Origin of the sequence: Allobosea sp. AK1, assembly GCF_006714945.1 — a bacterium.
In the GTDB taxonomy this organism is placed as follows: domain Bacteria; phylum Pseudomonadota; class Alphaproteobacteria; order Rhizobiales; family Beijerinckiaceae; genus Allobosea; species Allobosea robiniae.
Genome location: NZ_VFMG01000001.1, coordinates 515,171 through 533,728, shown reverse-complemented (window position 1 = coordinate 533,728; position 18,558 = coordinate 515,171). Strand labels below are relative to the sequence as shown.

19 protein-coding genes are annotated in these 18,558 nt (G+C 66.8%); 6 read left to right on the top strand and 13 right to left on the bottom strand.

The features are described 5' to 3' along the window. Positions 1-34 precede the first annotated feature (34 nt). The 4 genes from FHT98_RS02720 to FHT98_RS02710 form a co-directional block, all read right to left on the bottom strand. The gene (locus tag FHT98_RS02720; protein ID WP_142112213.1) at positions 35-823 is read right to left on the bottom strand and encodes an ATP12 family chaperone protein; all 789 of its coding nucleotides are present in this window, start codon (positions 821-823) and stop codon (positions 35-37) included. 42 nt (positions 824-865) lie between these two features. After that, a complete protein-coding gene (locus FHT98_RS02715; protein WP_185745050.1) occupies positions 866-2,326 on the bottom strand; it encodes a methyl-accepting chemotaxis protein in 1,461 nt (486 codons plus the stop codon). Next, complete coding sequence (locus tag FHT98_RS26085; RefSeq protein WP_185745049.1) at positions 2,323-2,598, bottom strand: hypothetical protein; 276 nt, start codon at positions 2,596-2,598, stop codon at positions 2,323-2,325. Before FHT98_RS26085 ends, FHT98_RS02715 begins: the two co-directional genes overlap by 4 nt. Positions 2,599-2,752: 154 nt before the next feature. Next, positions 2,753-3,751 carry a P1 family peptidase gene (locus FHT98_RS02710; RefSeq protein ID WP_142112209.1) on the bottom strand — a complete coding sequence of 333 codons (999 nt, stop codon included), beginning with the start codon at positions 3,749-3,751 and terminating at the stop codon, positions 2,753-2,755. Between the two features lie 173 nt (positions 3,752-3,924). Here FHT98_RS02710 and FHT98_RS02705 point away from each other — a divergent pair, with 173 nt between their 5' ends. Further along, the gene (locus tag FHT98_RS02705) at positions 3,925-4,566 is read left to right on the top strand and encodes a Spy/CpxP family protein refolding chaperone (protein ID WP_142112207.1); all 642 of its coding nucleotides are present in this window, start codon (positions 3,925-3,927) and stop codon (positions 4,564-4,566) included. Between the two features lie 98 nt (positions 4,567-4,664). Here FHT98_RS02705 and FHT98_RS02700 read toward each other — a convergent pair whose 3' ends face one another. Further along, a complete protein-coding gene (locus tag FHT98_RS02700) occupies positions 4,665-4,907 on the bottom strand; it encodes a hypothetical protein (protein WP_061966933.1) in 243 nt (80 codons plus the stop codon). Between the two features lie 201 nt (positions 4,908-5,108). Here FHT98_RS02700 and FHT98_RS26080 point away from each other — a divergent pair, with 201 nt between their 5' ends. After that, positions 5,109-5,261, top strand: coding sequence for a hypothetical protein (locus FHT98_RS26080; protein WP_170843344.1), 153 nt, complete (start codon positions 5,109-5,111; stop codon positions 5,259-5,261). Positions 5,262-5,326: 65 nt separating this feature from the next. Here FHT98_RS26080 and FHT98_RS02695 read toward each other — a convergent pair whose 3' ends face one another. The 4 genes from FHT98_RS02695 to murI form a co-directional block, all read right to left on the bottom strand. Further along, positions 5,327-5,611, bottom strand: coding sequence for a hypothetical protein (locus FHT98_RS02695; protein WP_248309131.1), 285 nt, complete (start codon positions 5,609-5,611; stop codon positions 5,327-5,329). Between the two features lie 137 nt (positions 5,612-5,748). Further along, complete coding sequence (rpsD, locus tag FHT98_RS02690) at positions 5,749-6,366, bottom strand: 30S ribosomal protein S4 (RefSeq protein ID WP_061966947.1); 618 nt, start codon at positions 6,364-6,366, stop codon at positions 5,749-5,751. A 196-nt stretch (positions 6,367-6,562) separates the two neighbouring features. Beyond that, the gene (locus tag FHT98_RS02685) at positions 6,563-6,802 is read right to left on the bottom strand and encodes a hypothetical protein (RefSeq protein WP_142112205.1); all 240 of its coding nucleotides are present in this window, start codon (positions 6,800-6,802) and stop codon (positions 6,563-6,565) included. 63 nt (positions 6,803-6,865) lie between these two features. After that, positions 6,866-7,732 (bottom strand): glutamate racemase, encoded by an 867-nt coding sequence (murI, locus tag FHT98_RS02680; RefSeq protein ID WP_142112203.1) that lies wholly within the window; start codon positions 7,730-7,732, stop codon positions 6,866-6,868. A gap of 237 nt (positions 7,733-7,969) precedes the next feature. Between murI and FHT98_RS02675 the strand changes: the two genes are divergently transcribed. Further along, positions 7,970-8,908: a bifunctional helix-turn-helix transcriptional regulator/GNAT family N-acetyltransferase gene (locus FHT98_RS02675; RefSeq protein WP_142112201.1), complete on the top strand. Its 939-nt coding sequence runs from the start codon at positions 7,970-7,972 to the stop codon at positions 8,906-8,908. Between the two features lie 6 nt (positions 8,909-8,914). Here FHT98_RS02675 and FHT98_RS02670 read toward each other — a convergent pair whose 3' ends face one another. Further along, on the bottom strand, positions 8,915-10,231 hold the full coding sequence (locus FHT98_RS02670; protein WP_142112199.1) for a flavin monoamine oxidase family protein: 1,317 nt from the start codon (positions 10,229-10,231) through the stop codon (positions 8,915-8,917). Positions 10,232-10,580: 349 nt separating this feature from the next. Between FHT98_RS02670 and FHT98_RS02665 the strand changes: the two genes are divergently transcribed. Beyond that, the gene (locus FHT98_RS02665; RefSeq protein WP_142112197.1) at positions 10,581-12,842 is read left to right on the top strand and encodes a TonB-dependent hemoglobin/transferrin/lactoferrin family receptor; all 2,262 of its coding nucleotides are present in this window, start codon (positions 10,581-10,583) and stop codon (positions 12,840-12,842) included. A gap of 56 nt (positions 12,843-12,898) precedes the next feature. Here the strand turns inward: FHT98_RS02665 and FHT98_RS02660 are convergent, their stop codons facing one another. From FHT98_RS02660 to FHT98_RS02650, 3 genes are all read right to left on the bottom strand, one after another. Then, a complete protein-coding gene (locus tag FHT98_RS02660) occupies positions 12,899-13,717 on the bottom strand; it encodes an RNA methyltransferase (protein WP_091856560.1) in 819 nt (272 codons plus the stop codon). Positions 13,718-13,895: 178 nt separating this feature from the next. After that, positions 13,896-15,035 (bottom strand): dipeptidase, encoded by a 1,140-nt coding sequence (locus FHT98_RS02655; RefSeq protein ID WP_185745048.1) that lies wholly within the window; start codon positions 15,033-15,035, stop codon positions 13,896-13,898. Positions 15,036-15,308: 273 nt separating this feature from the next. Beyond that, a complete protein-coding gene (locus FHT98_RS02650) occupies positions 15,309-16,559 on the bottom strand; it encodes an NAD(P)/FAD-dependent oxidoreductase (RefSeq protein WP_142112193.1) in 1,251 nt (416 codons plus the stop codon). A gap of 264 nt (positions 16,560-16,823) precedes the next feature. Here FHT98_RS02650 and FHT98_RS02645 point away from each other — a divergent pair, with 264 nt between their 5' ends. Both FHT98_RS02645 and FHT98_RS02640 read left to right on the top strand, forming a co-directional pair. Further along, positions 16,824-17,795 carry a hypothetical protein gene (locus FHT98_RS02645; protein ID WP_091856563.1) on the top strand — a complete coding sequence of 324 codons (972 nt, stop codon included), beginning with the start codon at positions 16,824-16,826 and terminating at the stop codon, positions 17,793-17,795. A gap of 44 nt (positions 17,796-17,839) precedes the next feature. Continuing rightward, on the top strand, positions 17,840-18,523 hold the full coding sequence (locus FHT98_RS02640; RefSeq protein WP_244492801.1) for a glutathione S-transferase family protein: 684 nt from the start codon (positions 17,840-17,842) through the stop codon (positions 18,521-18,523). The last annotated feature ends 35 nt before the right edge of the window (positions 18,524-18,558 follow it).

Sequence of the window (18,558 nt, the reverse complement as noted above, 5' to 3'; positions counted from 1 at the left end):
GAGCAAGGCTGGTGCGATCAGCCGTCGTCGCCGCCTACCCCTTCAGCAGCAGGAGCACCGCAGCGTCGAATTCACGGCGGCGGATGATGCGGCGCTCGGCCGCTTCCTCGTCCTGTCCCCAAATCCCGATCTGGTAGTCTTCGTCGAGATGGGCGGCATCCCAGACCGCGTCCGGATCGATCAGCCCGTTTGCCAGTGCGAGCATCAGGATGGCCGAGCCGGTCAGGGTCATGACGGTATGTGCGCCCGCCAGTGCCAGCGGGGCGGGGATCTTACCGACCTGATGGGTCACGGCAGCTAGCGTGCCTTCCGGCTGCTGCGCGAAGACGATGCCTTCCGCCAAGAGGAAGCGGGCGCCGATCAGCGCCTCGATATCGCCGAGGATCGGCTGCCAGACCTGGTTCTGCCGTTCGACGAGCGCCTCGGGTTCGCCGGCGCGGTAGCAGAGCGCGTCGGAGCCGGCATAGCGGACGATTTCGGCGCGCACGGCCTCCTGCTGGTCCTCGACGCCGTCGAGTGCCGAGTTGACGAGCCGGGTCAGCGGCATCCGGGCGGGATCGATCCGTTCGCTTTGGGCCTGCCATTCGGCGGCAAGCGCTTCGGCGACCGGGCGCGAGCCGACGGCGAGCGGCTTGCGGGCCGGGGTCCGCGCCGTCTTGCCGTCGAGAGCGACATGGAAGAGGCCGTCGCGCTCCAGCACGCCGGCTTCCTTGTAGAAGCGGGCGGGCAGGGGATTGCGCATGGCCTGCTGGGCCGCGGCGATGGGGTCCGGCTGGCTGGCGCCGGGGGAGCCGAAACGGGCGAGGAAATCGTCGGTGGACATGGCCCCGCCATAGCGCATTCGCGCTCGGCAGGAAACGGTAGCTCAGGCGGCGCGGATGCGGCCGAGGAACTGGGCGACCTCGCTGTCGAGATGCACGGACTGGAGCGAAAGCTTGTCGGCGGATTCGGCGACATGGCCCGCAGCCTCGTCGGTTTCGGCGGCGATGCGGCTGACGATGTCGATATGGCCGGCGGCGAAGACGGTCTCGTCGGCGGCGCGCCGGATGATCTGGGCGATGCCCGCAGCCGCGGCGTTCTGCTGCTCGACCACGGTCGCGACATTGCCGGAGATCTGGTTGAGCGAGCCGACCGTCGCGTTCATGGCGTCGATCGCGTCGATCGCCTCGGTGCTGGAATCGCGGATCGCGCCGATCTGGCTCTGGATCTCCTCCGTTGCACGCCAGGTCTGGTTGGCGAGCGACTTGATCTCCTGGGCGACGACGGTGAAGCCGCCGCCGGAGCGGCCGAGACGGGCAGCCTCGATCGAGGCGTTGAGCGCCAGCAGGTTGGTGTGCTTGGCAATGGTCGAGATCGCGTCGGTGATATCGCCGACCTGGCCGGCCTTGCGCGACAATTCACCGACCGTGTCGAGCACGGCGCGGGCCTGCCGCGTGGTCTCGCCGACGACGCGGGTGGTTTCCGCGACCTGGCGGTCGACCTCGGCGAATGAATGCGCCAGTTCCGCCGTGCCCTGCGTGACGGCGACGACATTGGACGAGGTCTGGCGCGAGGACTGCGAGGCGGCGCTGGAGCGTTCGGAGACTTCGAGGGCGCCGGCCTTCATCTGCTGCGACGCGATGCGCAGGGATTGCACGGAGGCGATGACGTCGCGGGCGATCCCGGCGATCTCGCGCTCGAAATCGTCGGCCACGGCGTGCAGGACCTGGCGGCGAACCAGTGCGCTCCTCTCCGTGGTTTCGGCGAGATTGCGCCTGGCCTCGTCCGCCGCGGCGCGGGCGACATCGGCCTCGTGGCGTTCGCGCTCCGAGACTTCGAGGGACTGGCGCAGCGACCAGACCACCCAGCTCAGCGCGACCGACTGCACGGCGACGATCGCGCCATGCAGCAGGACGCGGTCGATCTGGTTGCCGCCGAGGAAGACGCCGCTGGGTTGCAGCAGGCTGAAGACGAGGTGATGCAGGACGATGGCGAGAGTCGCCGGGATGAAGATGCGCCAGTCGAGCCAGCCGGCGAGCACAGCCAGCATGGCGAAGAAATACATGTGCATGTCGGACTGATAGGGATGCCCGGCGAAGGCATAGACCAGCAGCATGACCTGGCCCATGGTCACGATGCTGGAAACCTCGCGGGTCATCCAGCCGGTGCGGTCTATGCGCCAGATCGTCGTTCCGAGAGCGGCCAGCGCGATGCCTGCCAGCGTGATCGCAGGGCCGTGCAGCGGCGAGGAGGCAGGCGTTCCGACCGCCAGCACGGCGGCATTCGCCCAGAGGATCGCGATCAGGAAACGGGAGAAGCGCTCGCGAAAGCGCGTGACGGCGTTCATCGGCTGCTCCCTTCGGCGCTTCCGGTGCAAAGCCGGGCAAAGGCGGCGTCGATGACGAGCCAGGCTCCGGCTCCGTAGAGGGATGAGACGAAGCCGTCGCGCTCGCCCATCGTGAAGGCGACCGCGGCGGCGGTATCGATCTGCAGGAGGCTGCCGCTGGCCTCGGTGACGGCTTGCGCGATATCGGCCGATGCGGTTCCAGCGGGGAAAAAGGCGGCGATCGGTCGTCCCGGCACCGGCCAGGCCGCAATCAGGAGCGCGGCGATCGCCATAGCGACACCGCAGACCAGGCCGAAGCCGATCTCGCGCATAGGGTCCCCCCGGTTGTCCGATCATAAAACGGAAACCTAGGCGGGCAGATTACGGAAGTCGGCTTTATGCTTGGTAAATTACTCCATTACGTTGCGGCATGTTTTCAGGATCGGCTCAATGCCCGAAACGATCCCGCCAGGCAGGCCTGGCGCCGGCGAAGGGCAGGGCCGTTGCCGCGTGGACGCCGCGCGCCGCGGCGCGAGCCAGCACATCGGCGGCCGTGGCGCAGAGCTCCGTCATCGCGAAAGCGTCCGAGGGTGCGCCGCTGTAACCCGTTGCGGCGGCGAAGACGATGTCGCCGTCCAACGGGGCATGGGCAGGGCGCAAGGCACGGGCGAGGCCATCATGCGCGGCGAGCGCGAGACGCCGGGCCTGCGGCTTGGTCAGGACGGCGTCGGTCGCGACCAGCGCGATCGTGGTGTTCTGGCCGGTGCCGCCCTTGAAGCGCAAAGCGGTGTCGTCAGACGTGATCGCGGCAGGCCAACCGATGCCGCCGAACTCACCATCGCGCTCATAGGGTGCTGCCCAGAAATGGGGGCCGTCGCCGATCGTGGCCGTGCCGACGGCGTTGACCGCAACCAGTGCGCCGACGATCTGCCCTGTCGCGGCCCGCGCGCTCGCCGAGCCGAGACCGCCCTTGAGATTGGCGGTGGTCGCGCCATAGCCGGCACCGGCGGTTCCGAGCGCGAATCTGACGGACGCCGCGGCAGCAGCCTCGGCCCCGAGCCGGGCATAGGGCGTTTCGCCTTCGCCGCGGGCCCAGGGCTTGTCGCCGCCATTCATCAGGTCGAACAGGATGGCCTGCGGGACGATCGGCACGCGGAAGGCGCCGACCGGAAAGCCGCGCCCCTCCTTCGCCAGCCAGCGCATCACGCCATCGGCGGCCCCGAGCCCCCAGGCCGAGCCGCCGGAGAGAACGATGGCGTCGACATGCTCGACGGTCATCTCCGGATCGAGCAGCGCGGTATCGCGGGTGCCGGGCACGCCGCCGAGCACGGCGGCGGAGGCGATGGTCGGGCGCTCGAAGATCGCGGCGGTGACGCCCGTCCCTGCTGCAACGTCATGTGCATGGCCAACGAGCAGGCCGCGGACATCGGTGATGAGATTTTGCATTGAAAACCCGATGGCGAACCGAATCGCGCCGAAGGCGTTGTCGCTACATTACGATCTTTTCATCCGCTGGCCATTGCCGGGTCAGGCCGGCAGGATCAGGTTCACGCTATCGCCAATCGGCTTCGAGACCCGCTGCGCGACGCTTCGACTGGACTGTTCCAAGGAGATTGCCCGTGAAACCCATTGCCCTCATCGCCGCATCGTCGATCGCGATGCTTGCCGGCAGCTTCGCGCTGGCTCAGCCGCAGCCGGTTCCGCCCGCGGGCGGCAGCGACCAGAAGCAGGAACGCAGCGAAAGCCGTGAACAGCGCCGCGACGAATGGCGCGAGCGTCGGGCCGAGCGCGCCAAGGAGCGGATGGAAGAGCGCTTGTCCAAGGTGCGCGCCGATCTCAAGCTCAGCCCGGAGCAGACGGCTCTCTTCGACAAGGTCGAGGGGCTGATCAAGCAGCGCAGTTCCGAGCGCGGCGAGCGCTGGCAAGCGATGCGCGAGCGGCGCGAGGCGCTGCGCCATGCCGATCTGATGGAGCGCCTCGACGCCACCGCCAACCGACAGGGCGAGCGTGCAGCCCGCTCCAAGGAACTGGCCGACGCCGTGCGCCCGCTCTGGACGACGCTCAGCGACGAGCAGAAGACGGTGCTGCGCCGCTCGGTGCGCGAGGCCATGGCGGAAGGGCGCGAGCGCTTCCGCGAGATGCGCGGCTGGCGTGGTGGCTGGCATGACAACGACCGTGACGACCGCTGGGAGCGCGGCGATCGTGGTGACCGCGATGGACGCAGGCACTGGCGGGATCGCGACGACCGGAACGACGACTGAACGCTGACGCCGGCCCATTCCCAACAGGTCCATGACTGAAAGGAGCCGCACCCTGTCTTGGGCGCGGCTCTTCACGTCCGGCTCGTGGGCGCCCGGTCTCAGCCGCCGACCGCGTCCGAGACGCATTTCTTGGTGAAGCTGTTCTTGGCGGCGCCGGCCAGCTTCCTGTCGGCGGCCTGCTTGTCGCAGGCGGCGCCCGCATCTTTCTCGCATTTGGTCAGGAAGCTCGTCTTCGCCGCCCCGGCCAGCTTCTTGTCCGTGGCCTGAAGGTTGCAGCTTTGCGCCTGGGCGGCGCCGGCCATGCAGCACACAGCGAACGCGGTCAGCAGAAGTCTTTTCATGCGAATCTCCTCTCCGGAGTGATGACGCTACGCTACCGTACGGCTGGGAGATATGGACAAGAGCGCTTTCCGCCCTGCTTTCGCCAAAATCCCTAACACACGGAATTCAAAAGGAATTCAGGCATTTACCATATCCATTCAGGTTGGATTCACGCCTCGCCGTTTACGCTTTGTCAGTGATTGCGATGCGAGAGGTGAGCCATGAAGCAGACATGGTCATGTTGGGCGATGCGGGCCTTCATCGGCTCGGTCTTCATCGTCTGCCTGTTCGGGCCCTATGCGCTGTCGATCCTGATCGGCTGCCTGGGAGTGGGCTGCTATTTCTTCCGCAACGAAGTCGGCTCGCATCTCTGAGCCGTTGCACGCCTGGTTCATTCCCGGCCGAAACCGCTTTTCGTCGCCCAGCCGCGCGGCGCATTCTACCTGATTCGGCGCAGGTGACAGGTCTTCACCTTGCCGCCACGGCCATCCGAGCGCCAGACGCAGCCTGAACGGGCCGGGGCGCGATCATAGAGATAGATCTCCGCGCGCCGCTTACGATTGAAGCTTTGATTGGAAAAGTCGTGCCCGCCGACGCGGACATTGCGTCCGAAGCGGACTTCGGCCGACGCGCCTGATGGTAGCGCCACGTTCCATCCCACCGCCGTCGAGAGCAGGAACGCGGCGGTCGCCAAAGCGCCGAACGTCGCTTTCAAAACCCTCATGCCATTTCTCCCGGTCGCGATCGGTGAGCGCATCATGCCGCCAAACCGGCGTATCGCCAGAACGAAAAAGGGGACGGCCCGAAGGCCGTCCCCTGAATGTCGTCTGCGCCCCGAAAGGCCAAGGGCGTTGTCGCCGATCAGCGCGAGTAGAACTCGATGACCAGGTTCGGCTCCATCTGCACCGCGTAGGGCACGTCCGACAGGGTCGGGGTGCGGGTGTAGGTGGCCGAGAACTTGGTGTGGTCGGCGTCGATGTAATCGGGCACGTCACGCTCGGCCAGCGCGGCCGATTCGATGACGATGGCGAGCTGCTTCGACGAATCCTTGACCGCGATCACGTCGCCCGGCTTCACCTGATAGGAGGCGATGTTGACGCGCTTGCCGTTCACGGTGATGTGGCCGTGGTTGACGAACTGGCGGGCCGCAAAGACGGTCGGGACGAACTTGGCGCGGTAGATCACCGCGTCGAGACGACGCTCGAGCAGGCCGACGAGGTTCTCGCCCGAGTCGCCCTTCAGACGGATCGCCTCGGCGTAGTAGCGGCGGAACTGCTTCTCGGAGATCGAGCCGTAATAGCCCTTCAGCTTCTGCTTGGCGCGCAGCTGCGTGCCGAAGTCGGACGGCTTGCCCTTGCGGCGCTGGCCGTGCTGGCCGGGGCCGTATTCACGACGGTTGACCGGGGACTTCGGGCGGCCCCAGATGTTCTGACCGAGGCGGCGGTCAATCTTGTACTTCGCCTCATGGCGCTTCGACATGTCGCGTGTCCTCTCAGGTTCGCGAGTTGAGGACCGCGCCCTCCTGTCCCCTTGCGGGGCGACAGATCCAGCTTCCGAAGAAGAGCGGATCACGGGTGCGGAAAAAGCCACGCGGCCCCGTGAGGAGCCGCGCGACGAGAGGGCGTATGACGGAAAGCCGGCTTCGAGTCAATTCCGGACAGGCGGAAAGCCGCAATCAGCGCCAGTAGCCATAGGGTCGATAATAATAATGGTGGCGCCGCGGACGGTGCTTGTACCAGCCATAGTGATGGCCGCGATTCCAGCCATGGTGGCGGCGTGGCCCGTGGCCGTAGAAGCCGTGATGCCCATGGCCTCCACGCCAGCCATGGGGCTTCGCCTGCGCTTCCGTGTTTGTGCCGACGCCGGCGAAGGCGAGGCTGGCGGCAAGCGCCGACAGCAATAGCAGCTTTCTCATGAGGCTGGCTCCTTCTGCGATGGTCGCCGGAACCCTAAACGCTTCGGGGTCGGGCTGGTTCCCTCAGTTCGCCAGGGGCATGGGCTCGACGACGACCTGTGCCAGGCCATAGCCGGCCAAGGCGATCCGCAAGGGGCCGGTCAGGCCGGAACCATTGGTGAAGACCGCGGTCGCGTCGTGGCAGGCCGGATCGGGCTCGCGGGCGCCGGACAGGAGGTCGGCGACACGGCGCGCGATCGCCGGAGCCGGGTCGATCCACTCGACCGACCAGGGCGCGAGCCGCTTCATCCGTTCCAGCAGCAGGGGATAATGCGTGCAGGACAGGGTGACGACATCGGTGCGGCGGCCGTCGGCTTCGACGAAGCAGGCGGCGATCTCGGCGGCGAGAACGGCGTCGTCCACGGCCTCGCCCTTCAGCGCCTGCTCGGCAAGGCCGGCAAGCCGCGTCGCGCCGACGAGCGTGACGCGGTGGCTGGCCGCATAGGTCTCGATCAGCTCGCGGGTGTAGTCGCGCGCCACGGTGCCGGGCGTGGCCAGCACCGAGATCATGCCGCTGCGGGTCGCGGCTGCGGCCGGCTTGATCGCGGGGACCGTTCCGACGAAGGGGATGACGAAGCGTGTCCTGAGCGCCGGGAGCACCAGCGTCGAGGCCGTGTTGCAGGCGATGACCACGAGATCGGGATGGAAGCGCGCAATGAGGCGCTCCATCACGGCGAGCACGCGGGTGACGAGTTCGCTCTCGCCCAGCCGGCCATAGGGAAAGCCGGCATCGTCGGCGGCGTAGACGATATGGGCGCCGGGGCAGGCCTGGGTGGTGCGCGAGAGCACGGTGAGGCCGCCGAGGCCGGAATCGAAGACGAGGATGGTGGGCCGGGGCCGGGGGATCGCGAAGGGGCGGTGGCCCGCGCCGGCGAGGAGATCGACTTGCATTGAGAGTGCCGCAAACGCCAAAGCGCGACTCCGCCAGAGACCGGTTAAGGGACGGTCAACGGCCGGTTCAGCGGCTGTCTCGAATTTAGTTGACTGCGTCCACTAAATCGGTTGGCATCTGGAGGAGTTCAGCAAAAGTGCGCAGCGGTTTTGCGCCCGGAACTGCGTCGAAACAAAGAGATGGAGCTTTGCAGGCGAACGGGTGCTCGCCGGAAATGCTCCAGCTGGAGATGCGCCATGGAAACCACCGAGACCGCCGTCGCCGCGATCCGCCGCTTCAACCGCTTCCATACCCGCTGGGTCGGGGCGCTCGGCGGGAGCCTGCACGGCTCGGGCCTCGCGCTCGCCGAGGCGCGCGTGCTTTACGAGTTGGCGCAGCGCGACGATTGGCAGGCGGCCGAGATGGCCAAGTCGCTCGATCTCGATCCGGCCTATCTCTCGCGCATCCTCAAGCGCTTCGCAGGGCAGGGCTGGCTCGAACGCAGCCGCTCGGTAGCCGATGGCCGGGCCTGGCGCCTGCGCCTGACGGCGAAGGGCAGGGCGGCCTTCCAGCCGCTCGACGAGGCTTCGAGCGCGCAGGCGGGGGCGATCCTGGGGCGGCTGGCACCGCTCGAGCAGGCGAGGCTTGTCGATGCGCTCGCCGATACCGAGCGGCTTCTCGCCGGCGATGTTCGTGATCGTTCCGCGCCGGTTATCCGTGAGCATCGGGCCGGCGACATGGGTTGGGTCATCGGCGCCCATGGCCGGCTCTATGCCGAGGACTATGGCTGGGATCTGAGTTTCGAGGCGCTCGTAGCGGAAATCGCCGCGAAGTTCCTGCGCGAGTTCAAGCCCGACCGCGAGCGCTGCTTCATCGCGGAGCTGGATGGCCAGCCTGTCGGTTCCGCCTTCGTTGTGCAGGAGGACGCGACGACCGCGAAGCTCAGGCTTGTGCTGGTCGAGAAGCGTGCGCATGGACTGGGGCTCGGCAAGCGGCTGGTCCGCGAGGCCATCGGTTTCGCGCGCGCTGCCGGCTACGGGCGCATGGTGCTCTGGACCAACGACATCCTGCATGCGGCGCGCGGCATCTATGTCGGCGAAGGCTTCAGGCTGGTGGCGGAGGAGGAGCACCACTCCTTCGGGCAGGATCTCGTCGGTCAGAACTGGGAACTGGCGCTTCGGCCGAGCGCTGTCTGATACCCGTCAAGCCTTCAGGCGCGTCAGCGCCGCTGCCGCAGCGCGGCCGGCGAGCGTCGCGCCGCCGACCGTCATGGCGCCGCCTCCGGCCGTCGCCTCGCCGGCGATGAAGAGGCGGTTGCCGATCGGCTGGGCGAGGGCGTCGCGCGCCGCCTCGTGGCCGGGATCGCAGATCGAATAGGAGCCGCGGGCGAAGGGATCGGTCCACCAGGCCGGGAAGGAGACCGCCTTCACCGCCTTGCGGACATCGGAGCCGATCATCTTCGCCAGGAGATCGACGAGATGGGCGCGGGCTTCGTCGGTGCCGGCCTCCGAGAGCTTGCGGGCATAATCGCCGCCGCAATAGCCGATGACGATGTCCTGCCCGCCGGGGAACATGTCGAGATTCATCAGGCGTTCGGGGGCTGCCGCTTCGAGGAAGCTCGCGCCCGGCGTGATGCCGAAACGGTCGCCCTCGACCTTCAGCGCGATCTTGGTCAGCGCGCCCATATGCAGGCCGGCGAGCGCGTCGCGCGTCGCGGCCGGCAGCTCCGGGATGAAGCGGATCGTCCCGGCCTTCAGCACGCCGACCGGGACCGTGACGATGCAGGCATTGGCCCGCAGCGTGCCCGAACGCGTGGTGACGGTGACGCCCGGTCCGTCCCAGAGGACCGTCTCGACCTGCTCGTTCAGGCGGATGTCCAGCCCGGTGGCCGAGCGCGCGACGAGATTGCCGTAGCCGGAGGGGACGACGAGATCATCCCCCGACCACAGGCGCTGATAGTCGCGCGCCGAGATGCGGCTCGATTCCTCGCCAATGGAAAGCAGCAGGCCGGATGCCGCGACGGGCGCGAGTTCCGGGCCGAGATCTCCCAGGAGCTCGGCGATCGACATGTCGCGTTGCGTGAGATCGACCGTTTCCAGCCGGCGGTCGATCTGGCCGAATGCGCTCCGGCGCCGGTTGCGGTCGGAATCGGCCATCGGTCGGCCGTCGGCGAAGACCTTGAAGCCGCTGCCCCAGGATTCGGCAGGGGTGGCGATGCCGAGATCGCGGGCGATCTGGACCCAGGGGTTGCGCTCGGCCCAGTGGATGAACATCGCGCCCGCATCATAGGCCGGACCGAGCGAGGCATCGGTGAAGGCGCGCCCTCCGACGCGGTCCCGCGCTTCGAGTACGACGGCCTGGCGCCCGGCGCCGCGCAGGGCCTGCGCCGCGGCGATGCCGGCCGCGCCGGCGCCGATCACGACGACGTCGGTATCAGACGCGGCTGCCGCCCGGCCGGCCATGGCGAAGCTCGCGGCCAAGGCGCCTGTTCCCGTCAACATCGTCCGGCGGTCGAGCATCTGTAGCGTCCCTTGATGCTCCGCATGTTGGAGCCCTGCCGCTGCATTGCAACGGGAAGCTGGCGGGCGAGGGGCAGGATGCGATCACGAGATCGGGAGCCGGTGAGCCTCGGCTACAGGCTTCAGCTTAGAACGATGCGATCAAATATTATTGTTTAGATGAATTCTACTATTGTGTTCTTCCTGCATCGGAAGATGTCCTTCGTGTAGCAGGCAATTGACAGTCATCGAGTCGCTCAATATCCGAATATTGTCTTATCTGGGCAGATAAGACCTTGTTTGTATTAATTTAAAACTATTGGGGCGCGGCGGCTTTGACCCGCAGCGTTCAGAAGGACGGGTCAAGGCCATGGGGATGCATTCCGGTACATTGCGCGAAGGGGTCGCGCTCGGCAGCTTGATGGTGGTTCTGCTGGCATCGCCCGCCATCGCGCAGCAGCAGAGCCGGGCCCGCACCGCCCCCGTGGCGCAGAATGCGGACACGCCCGTCGTGCTCGACCAGATCAACGTCCAGGGCGAGGGGCAGCCGGGTGGCGCACTGCTGGGCGGCCCGACGACGACGCGCACGACGCGCGAGGAGCTTGACCGCCAGCAGATCCAGAGCATCGCTGATCTGTCGCAGCGGCTCGAGGCCGGCATCTCCTTCAACCGGGTGAACGGCTCGGTGAACATCCGTGGCCTGGACGGCGCGCGCGTGCTGACCACGGTCGACGGCATCCGTCAGCCCTTCATTCAGGACACCCGCATCGACCGCAGCATCGGCACGGCCTTCGATTTCGACTCGCTGTCGACGCTCGACCTCCTGCGCGGCGGCAGCGGCGGCAGCACGCTCGGCTCGGGCTCGCTCGGCGGCGCGCTGGCGGTGCGAACGCTTGATCCAGAAGACCTGATCCGCCCGGGCAAGACGGTCGGCGGTCTCGCGAAGACCGGGTTCGACACGACCGACAAGGCCTGGTTCGGCAGCGGCGCGGTGGCCGGCCGTTTCCACAATACCTGGGCGCTGTTGCAGGGTGGCTTCCGGAGAGGGCACGAGGTCGATAACCGCGGCTCGAATCCGACGATCGGCGCTGCTCGCACCGAGCCGAACCCGGCCGATTTCAATCAGTACAGCTTCCTCGCCAAGCTGCATCAGTATGTGAACGAGGTGCATCGCTTCGGACTGACCGGCGAGATCTTCAAGCGCGACGAGAAGATCCAGACGCGGACCAACGCGGTCTCGCTCACCGGAAACTATCGTCCCGGCGCGCACCAGACCCAGGAAGACGTGGAGCGCAAGCGCGTTTCGCTGACCTATGACTACAAGCAGCCCGGCGGCTTCATCGACGAGGCGCACGCCAATCTCTACTGGCAGGGCGTGAAGCGGAACTCGATCCTCAACGCCTATCGCTACACCAGCGTCGTCGGTCCCTTTGCCCGCAACAACGAGGTCGAGGAAAAGTCCTTCGGCTTCAACGGCCACCTGATCAAGAGCTTCATCACCGGCCCGGTCTCGCACAAGCTGACGCTCGGCACCGAACTGCGCGCATCGACGCTCGACCAGTATTCAGCCGGGCTGGACGGTTGCCGCCCGCCCTATGCGCCTTTCTCGGCCTGCAACAACCTGCATACCAACCAGTCCGACACGCCGCGCGTCGAGGGCAATATGGTGGCGTTCTACGCGCATCATCAGTTCGGCTTCCTCAACGACACGCTGCGCCTGACGCCGGGCGTCCGCTTCGATCGGTATGAGGAAAAGCCGAAGGCGACGGCGTCCTATCTCGGGAGCTCGTCCTATGCGGGAATGCCGGCCGCATCCAGCGACGACGCCTGGTCGCCGCGCGTCCGGCTGGAATACGACATCATCAAGAACGCGCCCTATCTGAAGGACGTCACCCTGTTCGCACAGTGGTCGAAGGGCTTCCGGGCTCCGACCGCAAGCGAGCTCTATGCGAATTTCGGCGCGGTCGGCACCTATCTGCGCAGGGGCAACCCTGACCTGCGCCCGGAAACCAGCAACGGCATCGATGTCGGGTTCCGCTTCGGCGACAAGGCGTTCGGCGGTTCGGTGACCTTCTTCCACACGAACTACCGCAACTTCATCGAGACGGTGCAGATCGCGCCTCCGGGCGGGCTCTATCCGCAGGGCGGCATCCAGGGCCCGCAGAACGTGGCGCGCGTCGGGATTTCCGGCGTCGAGGCGAACATGCAATACGCTTTCGCGCCGAACTGGCTGGTGCGCGGCTCCTTCGCCTATACCGATGGCAAGAACAAGGTCACCGGCATCGGTCTCAACTCGATCCCGCCGGTGCAGGGCATCCTCGCCATCGCCTATGGCAACGAGAACTGGGGCGGCGAGCTGTCGACCAAGCTGGCCGGTGCCCGCAAGAGCGTCGCCACGACGGGCTCGACGCAGGGCTTCCAGGCGCCGGGCTATGCGATCTTCAACGCCATGGCCTGGTGGCGGCCGATGCCGCAGATCGCAGACCTTGAATTGCAGGTCGGCGTCTACAATATCTTCGACAGGAAATATTGGGATGCCGTGACGGTGCCGACGGGCGTTCTGGCCCAGGCCCGCGACTATTACAGCGAGCCGGGCCGTACCGTGAAGGCGACGCTGAAGTACCAATTCTGACCGGGCGTTTCGAGACCCCCCGACCAGACGAGCCGGCCCTTCGGGGCCGGCTTTTTTTATTCTTCGGCCTCTCCGGCCTGCCTTGCAAGGAGCCGCGCCTTCTTCGGCCCCTCGACCAGCGACTTGAAGACGCCGCGCAGCGTCCGAGCTTCCTGCTCGGTCATGTCGAGCCGGTGCAGGACATCGCGCAGGTTGGCGGTCATCACCGGTTTCTTGCCGGGCGGGAAGAAGCCGCAGAGATCGAGCTCGGCTTCGAGATAATCGAACATCGACAGGATCATCTCGCGCTTGGCCGGCGGCGAGGGGTTGTTCTCGCGGAAGGGCGGCTCGCCATGGGTCGTCTTGAACCACTCATAGCCGTTGAGCAGCACGGCCTGGGCGAGGTTCAGCGAGGCGAAGGCGGGATTGACCGGGAAGGTCAGGATCGCGTCGGCAAGGCTGATCTCCTCGTTGGTCAGGCCGATGCGCTCGCGTCCGAACAGAATGCCGACGCGCTCGCCGGAGCCGATGCGCCCGGCGACCTCGGGCATCGCTTCCGCCGGGGTCAGCACGCGCTTCATCTGGCCGCGCTCGCGGGCGGTCGTTGCCAACACGTGGTTGAGGTCGGCGATGGCTTCTGCTGCGCTGTCGAAGAGCCGGGCATTCTCCAGGATATGGGTGGCTCCGGAGGCGGCTGCGGTTGCGCCCTTCTTGAGGCCGCCGCCGCTCGGCCAGCCGTCGCGCGGGGCGACGAGGCGCATCTCGGAGAGGCCGAAATTCGCCATGGCGCGGGCGCACATGCCGATATTCTCGGCGAGCTGCGGCTCGACCAGTATGACGACGGGGGCGGGGGCCTGGACGGCCGGGCGGGTGCGGTCGGTGCCGGAACCGGTCATGGAAATCAGGTCTTGTCTTTGCGATGAGGCTTGCTTCACGTTCCGGATGGCCGGGCGCGGTGACAAGCTCATACGTCATGCTCGCCCTTGTGGCGAGCATCCACGTCTTGAACCCACGCCCGACAAGCCAAGACGTGGATGGTCGGGACAAGCCCGACCATGACGAGGTGTGGAGCCCTCAGGCCGCAGCTTGCTCGACCGCGCGCAGCACGCGCAGTATGTTGCCGCTGGCGAGCTTGGTGAGGTTCTCCTCCGACCAGCCGCGACGGATCAGCTCCGCGATCACCGAGGGGAAGGTCGTGGTGTCCTCGAGCCCATCCGGATTGACCCAGCCGAAGAAGTCCGAGCCGATGCCGACATGGTCATGGCCGATGCGCTTGGCGAGGTATTCGACATGGTCGCAATACTCCGGCAGCGTCGCCTTCGGACGCGGACCGGACTTGGCGGCGATCTCGGCCTCGACCTTGTCATGGTCCACGCCTTCGGGGCTCTTGCCGTACTGGTCCTTGGCCGGGCGGTGCCAGTCGCGCGAAGCCTGGCTGATGAAGTCCGGCACGAAGGTCGCCATCACCACGCCGCCATTGCCGGCGACGCGGTCGAGCACGTCGTCGGGGACGTTGCGTGGGTGGTCGCAGAGCGTGAAGGCGTTCGAATGCGACCAGACCAGCGGGGCGCTGGAAACGTCGAGCGCGTCATGCATCACCTTCGGCGCGACATGGGCGAGGTCGATCACCATGCCGAGCTTGTTCATCCTCCGCAGCACGTCCTTGCCGAAACCGGTGAGGCCGTTATGGCGCGGGGCGTCGGTGGCGGAATCGCACCAGTCGGTGGTGTCGTTGTGGCAGAGCGTCATCAGGCGCACGCCGAGATCGTAATAGGCGTCGAGCGCATCGAGTTCGCCATCGACCGCCGAGCCGTTCTCGATGGTCATGAACAGGGCGATGCGCCCCTCGGCCTTGGCGGCCTCGACATCCGCGGCGGAGAGGCCCGGACGGAAGGCGTCGGCGTGGCGCTTGAGGATGTCGCGCATCAGCGCGATCTGGGCGAGCGCGAAGCCGGCGGGATTGGGCTGCTTCGGCGGGACATAGGCCGCGAAGAACTGCGCCGCCATCTTGCCGGCCTGCATGCGCGGGATGTCGGTGTCGCCCTCGGCATGGACCTTGTCGAGGCCGTAAGTGGCGACGTCGCCCTTCGCCTTGCCGTCCTTGCGAATGACATAGGGCAGGTCGTTATGGCCGTCGATCAGCGGGACGCGGTCGAGCAAAGCGAGCGCGGCGGCGTAGGCATTGTCCTGGACGGGCGGTTTGGCGAGGGCCATGGCAAGGTCTCGGTCGGGAATCGGGAGCCGGATCGTGGCAGGGAGTGCGGCGGACGGCGAGGGGGCAGGACGCAGGTCTGTCATCCCGCATGCGCTGCCATGGTGTCATCCCGCACGCGCTGCGGCACGCAGTGCTGCTGCGCTGATGCGGGATCGTGCGACGAGAAGGCGCCTTTTTCCGGGTGACGGTCCCGTGTCTGCAGCAGCGTTGCACGCTGCGGCGCGCACGGGATGACAGCGCCCTTCAGCAGGCGCCCTTCGGCAGCCGGTGCCTCAGACGAACCGTGCTGGTGCGAACGGCGTCGGATCGACGAAAACCTTCTGGCCGGTCACCATTTCCGCGATCATGCGGCCGGTGACAGCAGCCAGCGTCAGGCCGTGATGGGCGTGGCCGAAGGAGAACCACAAGCCCTTGTGCTTCGGTGCCGGGCCGATGATCGGCATCATGTCCGGGGTGCACGGGCGGCGGCCGAGCCAGGGCTCGGCATCGAGACGCTCACCGAGCGGGAACAGGGCCTTGGCGATCGGTTCGGCGCGGGCGAGCTGCACCGGCGTTTTCGGCGCATCGCGGTCGGCGAATTCGGCACCGGTGGTCAGGCGCACGCCCTGCAGCATCGGGGCCAGGAAATAGCCGCGCTCGGTGTCGAGCACCGGATGGTTGAGCACGGCATTGCCCTGCGGCTTGTAATGCATGTGGTAGCCGCGCTTGACCGCGAGCGGCAGGCGGTAGCCGAGCTTGTTGCTGAGCACGTCGGCCCAGGGGCCGAGCGCGACGACGACATCCTTGGCCTCGGCCGTGGTACCGTCGGCGAGGGTGACGGTCCAGCCGGCGCCGTTCTGCTGGAGCGTGCCGGCATCGCCGATGGCGAGCCTACCGCCGAGCTTCTCGAACAGCGCGACATAGGCCTTCGACAGGCCGAGCGGGTCGACCACCGTGGTCGGGTCGGTCCAGTGCAGGCCGCCGATCAGGCTGCCATGGTCGAGATGCGGTTCCTCGGCCTTCAGGGTCGCCATGTCGAGCGCGCGATAGTTCAGGCCAAATTCGCGGTTCCAGCGGGCTGCCTCGGCGAGGCGGGTGTCGCGTTCCTTCTCGGTTCGGAACACCTTCATCCAGCCGTCGCGGCGCAGCAGGTTGGTGGCGCCGGCTTCCTGCGCGAGGGCGTCATGCTCGGTGACGCAGTGCTCGATCAGCGTCGCGTATTTATGGGCGATCGCCTCGTGCTGCGAGGCGCGCGAATGCATCCAGTAGGAGAACAGGAACGGGGCGAGCTTCGGGATCGCGCTCCAATGGTAATGTGCGTCGATGGTGTTGTTCATCGCGTAGCGGATGAGCGCGCCGAAATCATGCGGGAAGCCGTAGGGGTAGACGCCCTCGCGCTGGATCAGGCCGGCATTACCGTAGCTGGTTTCCTCGCCCGGAGCGCGACGGTCGACCAGCAAGGTGGCGCGCCCGGCCTTCTGGAGATGAAGCGCGACCGAGATGCCGACGACACCCGCGCCGAGAACGATCGTATCCACCTTCATGACCTGCTCCTGCCAACCCCTTTTCCCGCAAGGATACCGGTTTGCGCGGGCTTGTCAGCGTCACGACCGGATTTTGCGCGAAACAGCGCAATCTTTCGCAATTTCTGCGCCTATTTTTGCCATCGGCCCATGATGTCTTATTTCTGGCTGTTCAGTGCGCAATTTTGTGCCGGCGCAGGACCGGGCTGCCTTCCCCGCAGGTGACGCTGGGCGCACCTTCAGCCAGTGTGCGTCTGTCTCGCGCGTGATTCCAGAGCCCAACCGATGCACCCTGCCGCCTTCCTCGCTGCCGCGCTCGCGTGGCTTGGCCGTCACGGCACGCAAGGCTTCGCGCTCTCGATCTTCCTGGGCCTGGCACTGCCGCAATTCTCGGCGATGGCGCGGCCGGCGCTGCCGATCACGATCTTCTGCTTCACCACGGTCGTGTTCATGCGGCTCGACATGAGCGTGACGCTCGGGTTGCTCCGGCGCCCGGCCAAGCTCGCTGCGAGCTGCCTCTGGCTGATCGCCGGGCCGGTGCTGCTGATCGGTGGAGCACTCCTGCTGGTCGGGCGCGAGAACCTCGATCCCGGCATCGTGCTCGGGCTCGCCATCATGGGCGCGGCGCCGCCGATCATGTCCTCGCCCGCCGTGGCGATCCTCTACGGCTTCGAGCCCTCGCTGATCATCGCCAGCGTCATCCTGACCACGATCGTGAGCCCCATCGTCGCACCGATCATGGTCGAACTGCTCGCCGGGGGGGCGGTCCCTCTCGATCGCTGGGCGCTGACGCTGCGCCTGCTGATCTTCATCGGCGGCGGCATGGCGGTGGCTACCGCGATCCGGATGTGGCTTGGGCTGGCGCGCGTCAAGGCGATGAAGGCCAATCTCGATGGCTTCGGCGTGCTGATGTATTTCATCTTCGCCATCGCCGCGATGGACGGCGTGACCAACGCTGCGCTCGACGATCCCAGGCTCGTGCTGTTCGTGCTTGGTTGCGTCTTCGCGGTTTCGGCCGCGGGCCTGATCTCGAGCTGGATTATTCTGCGGCGGCTGCCAGCCTCCGAGCGTTTCATGATCGGTTACGGCGCCGGGCAGCGGAACATGGGCCTTCTCGTCGCAGCGCTGGGGGCGGGCGTCTCGCCGAAGACCTTCCTCTATTTCGCTCTGGCACAGTTCCCGATCTACCTGCTGCCCTGGCTGCTCGGCGGCATCGCGGCTCGTATCCGGCGCCGGGAGGCTGCTGACGGGCGCTGACGCAGGGGCTTGCGAGGCTTTCTCCGTCGCAGGAGAGCCGCGCCATGATCACCCTCTATTCCGGGCCGCTGAGCCTGTTCTCACGCAAGGTCGAGATCGCGCTGACCGAGAAGGGCCTCGCCTTCCAGCGCGTCGTGGTGCCGTTCAACCAGACGACCGGCTACGATCCCCGGCATCCCGAGGTCTTGGCGCTCAACCCGAAGCGGCAGGTGCCGGTGCTGACCGATTGCGGGCTCGTGCTCTACGATTCCACGGTGATCAACGAATATCTCGACGAGGCCTATCCCGAGCCGAAGCTGATGCCGGATTCACCCGTCGAGCGGGCGCGTTGCCGGCTCGACGAGCTCTATGGCGACGAGATCCTGTTCCAGGCCCTGAAGCCCTTGATGCATCGCACCGAGCCGCCCGCGCCGGATCGCGATCGTCGGATCGCGCAGGAGGCCGACGCGCTGATCGCCGAGGAGGGGCTGCTGCGCCATTACGACGTGCTGGAGCAGAAGCTGGCTGGGCGTCCGTTCTTCGGTGGCCGGCTTTCCGTGGCCGATATCGCCCTGTTCATGAGCGTGCTCTTCATCCGCCGCCTCGGCGGGCCGTCGCTCGATGGCTATCCCGGGCTGGCCGAGTGGTATGCGCGCTTGAAGCTGCGTCCGGCTTTCGCGCAAGTTGTCGCAGAAATGGCGGAAGCGGACCGCAGGCTGTCCTTTCCGGTGAAACTGCGCTCCGCCTGATTGCGGCAGGCGGCTTGGGGCGTTAAACCCCCGGC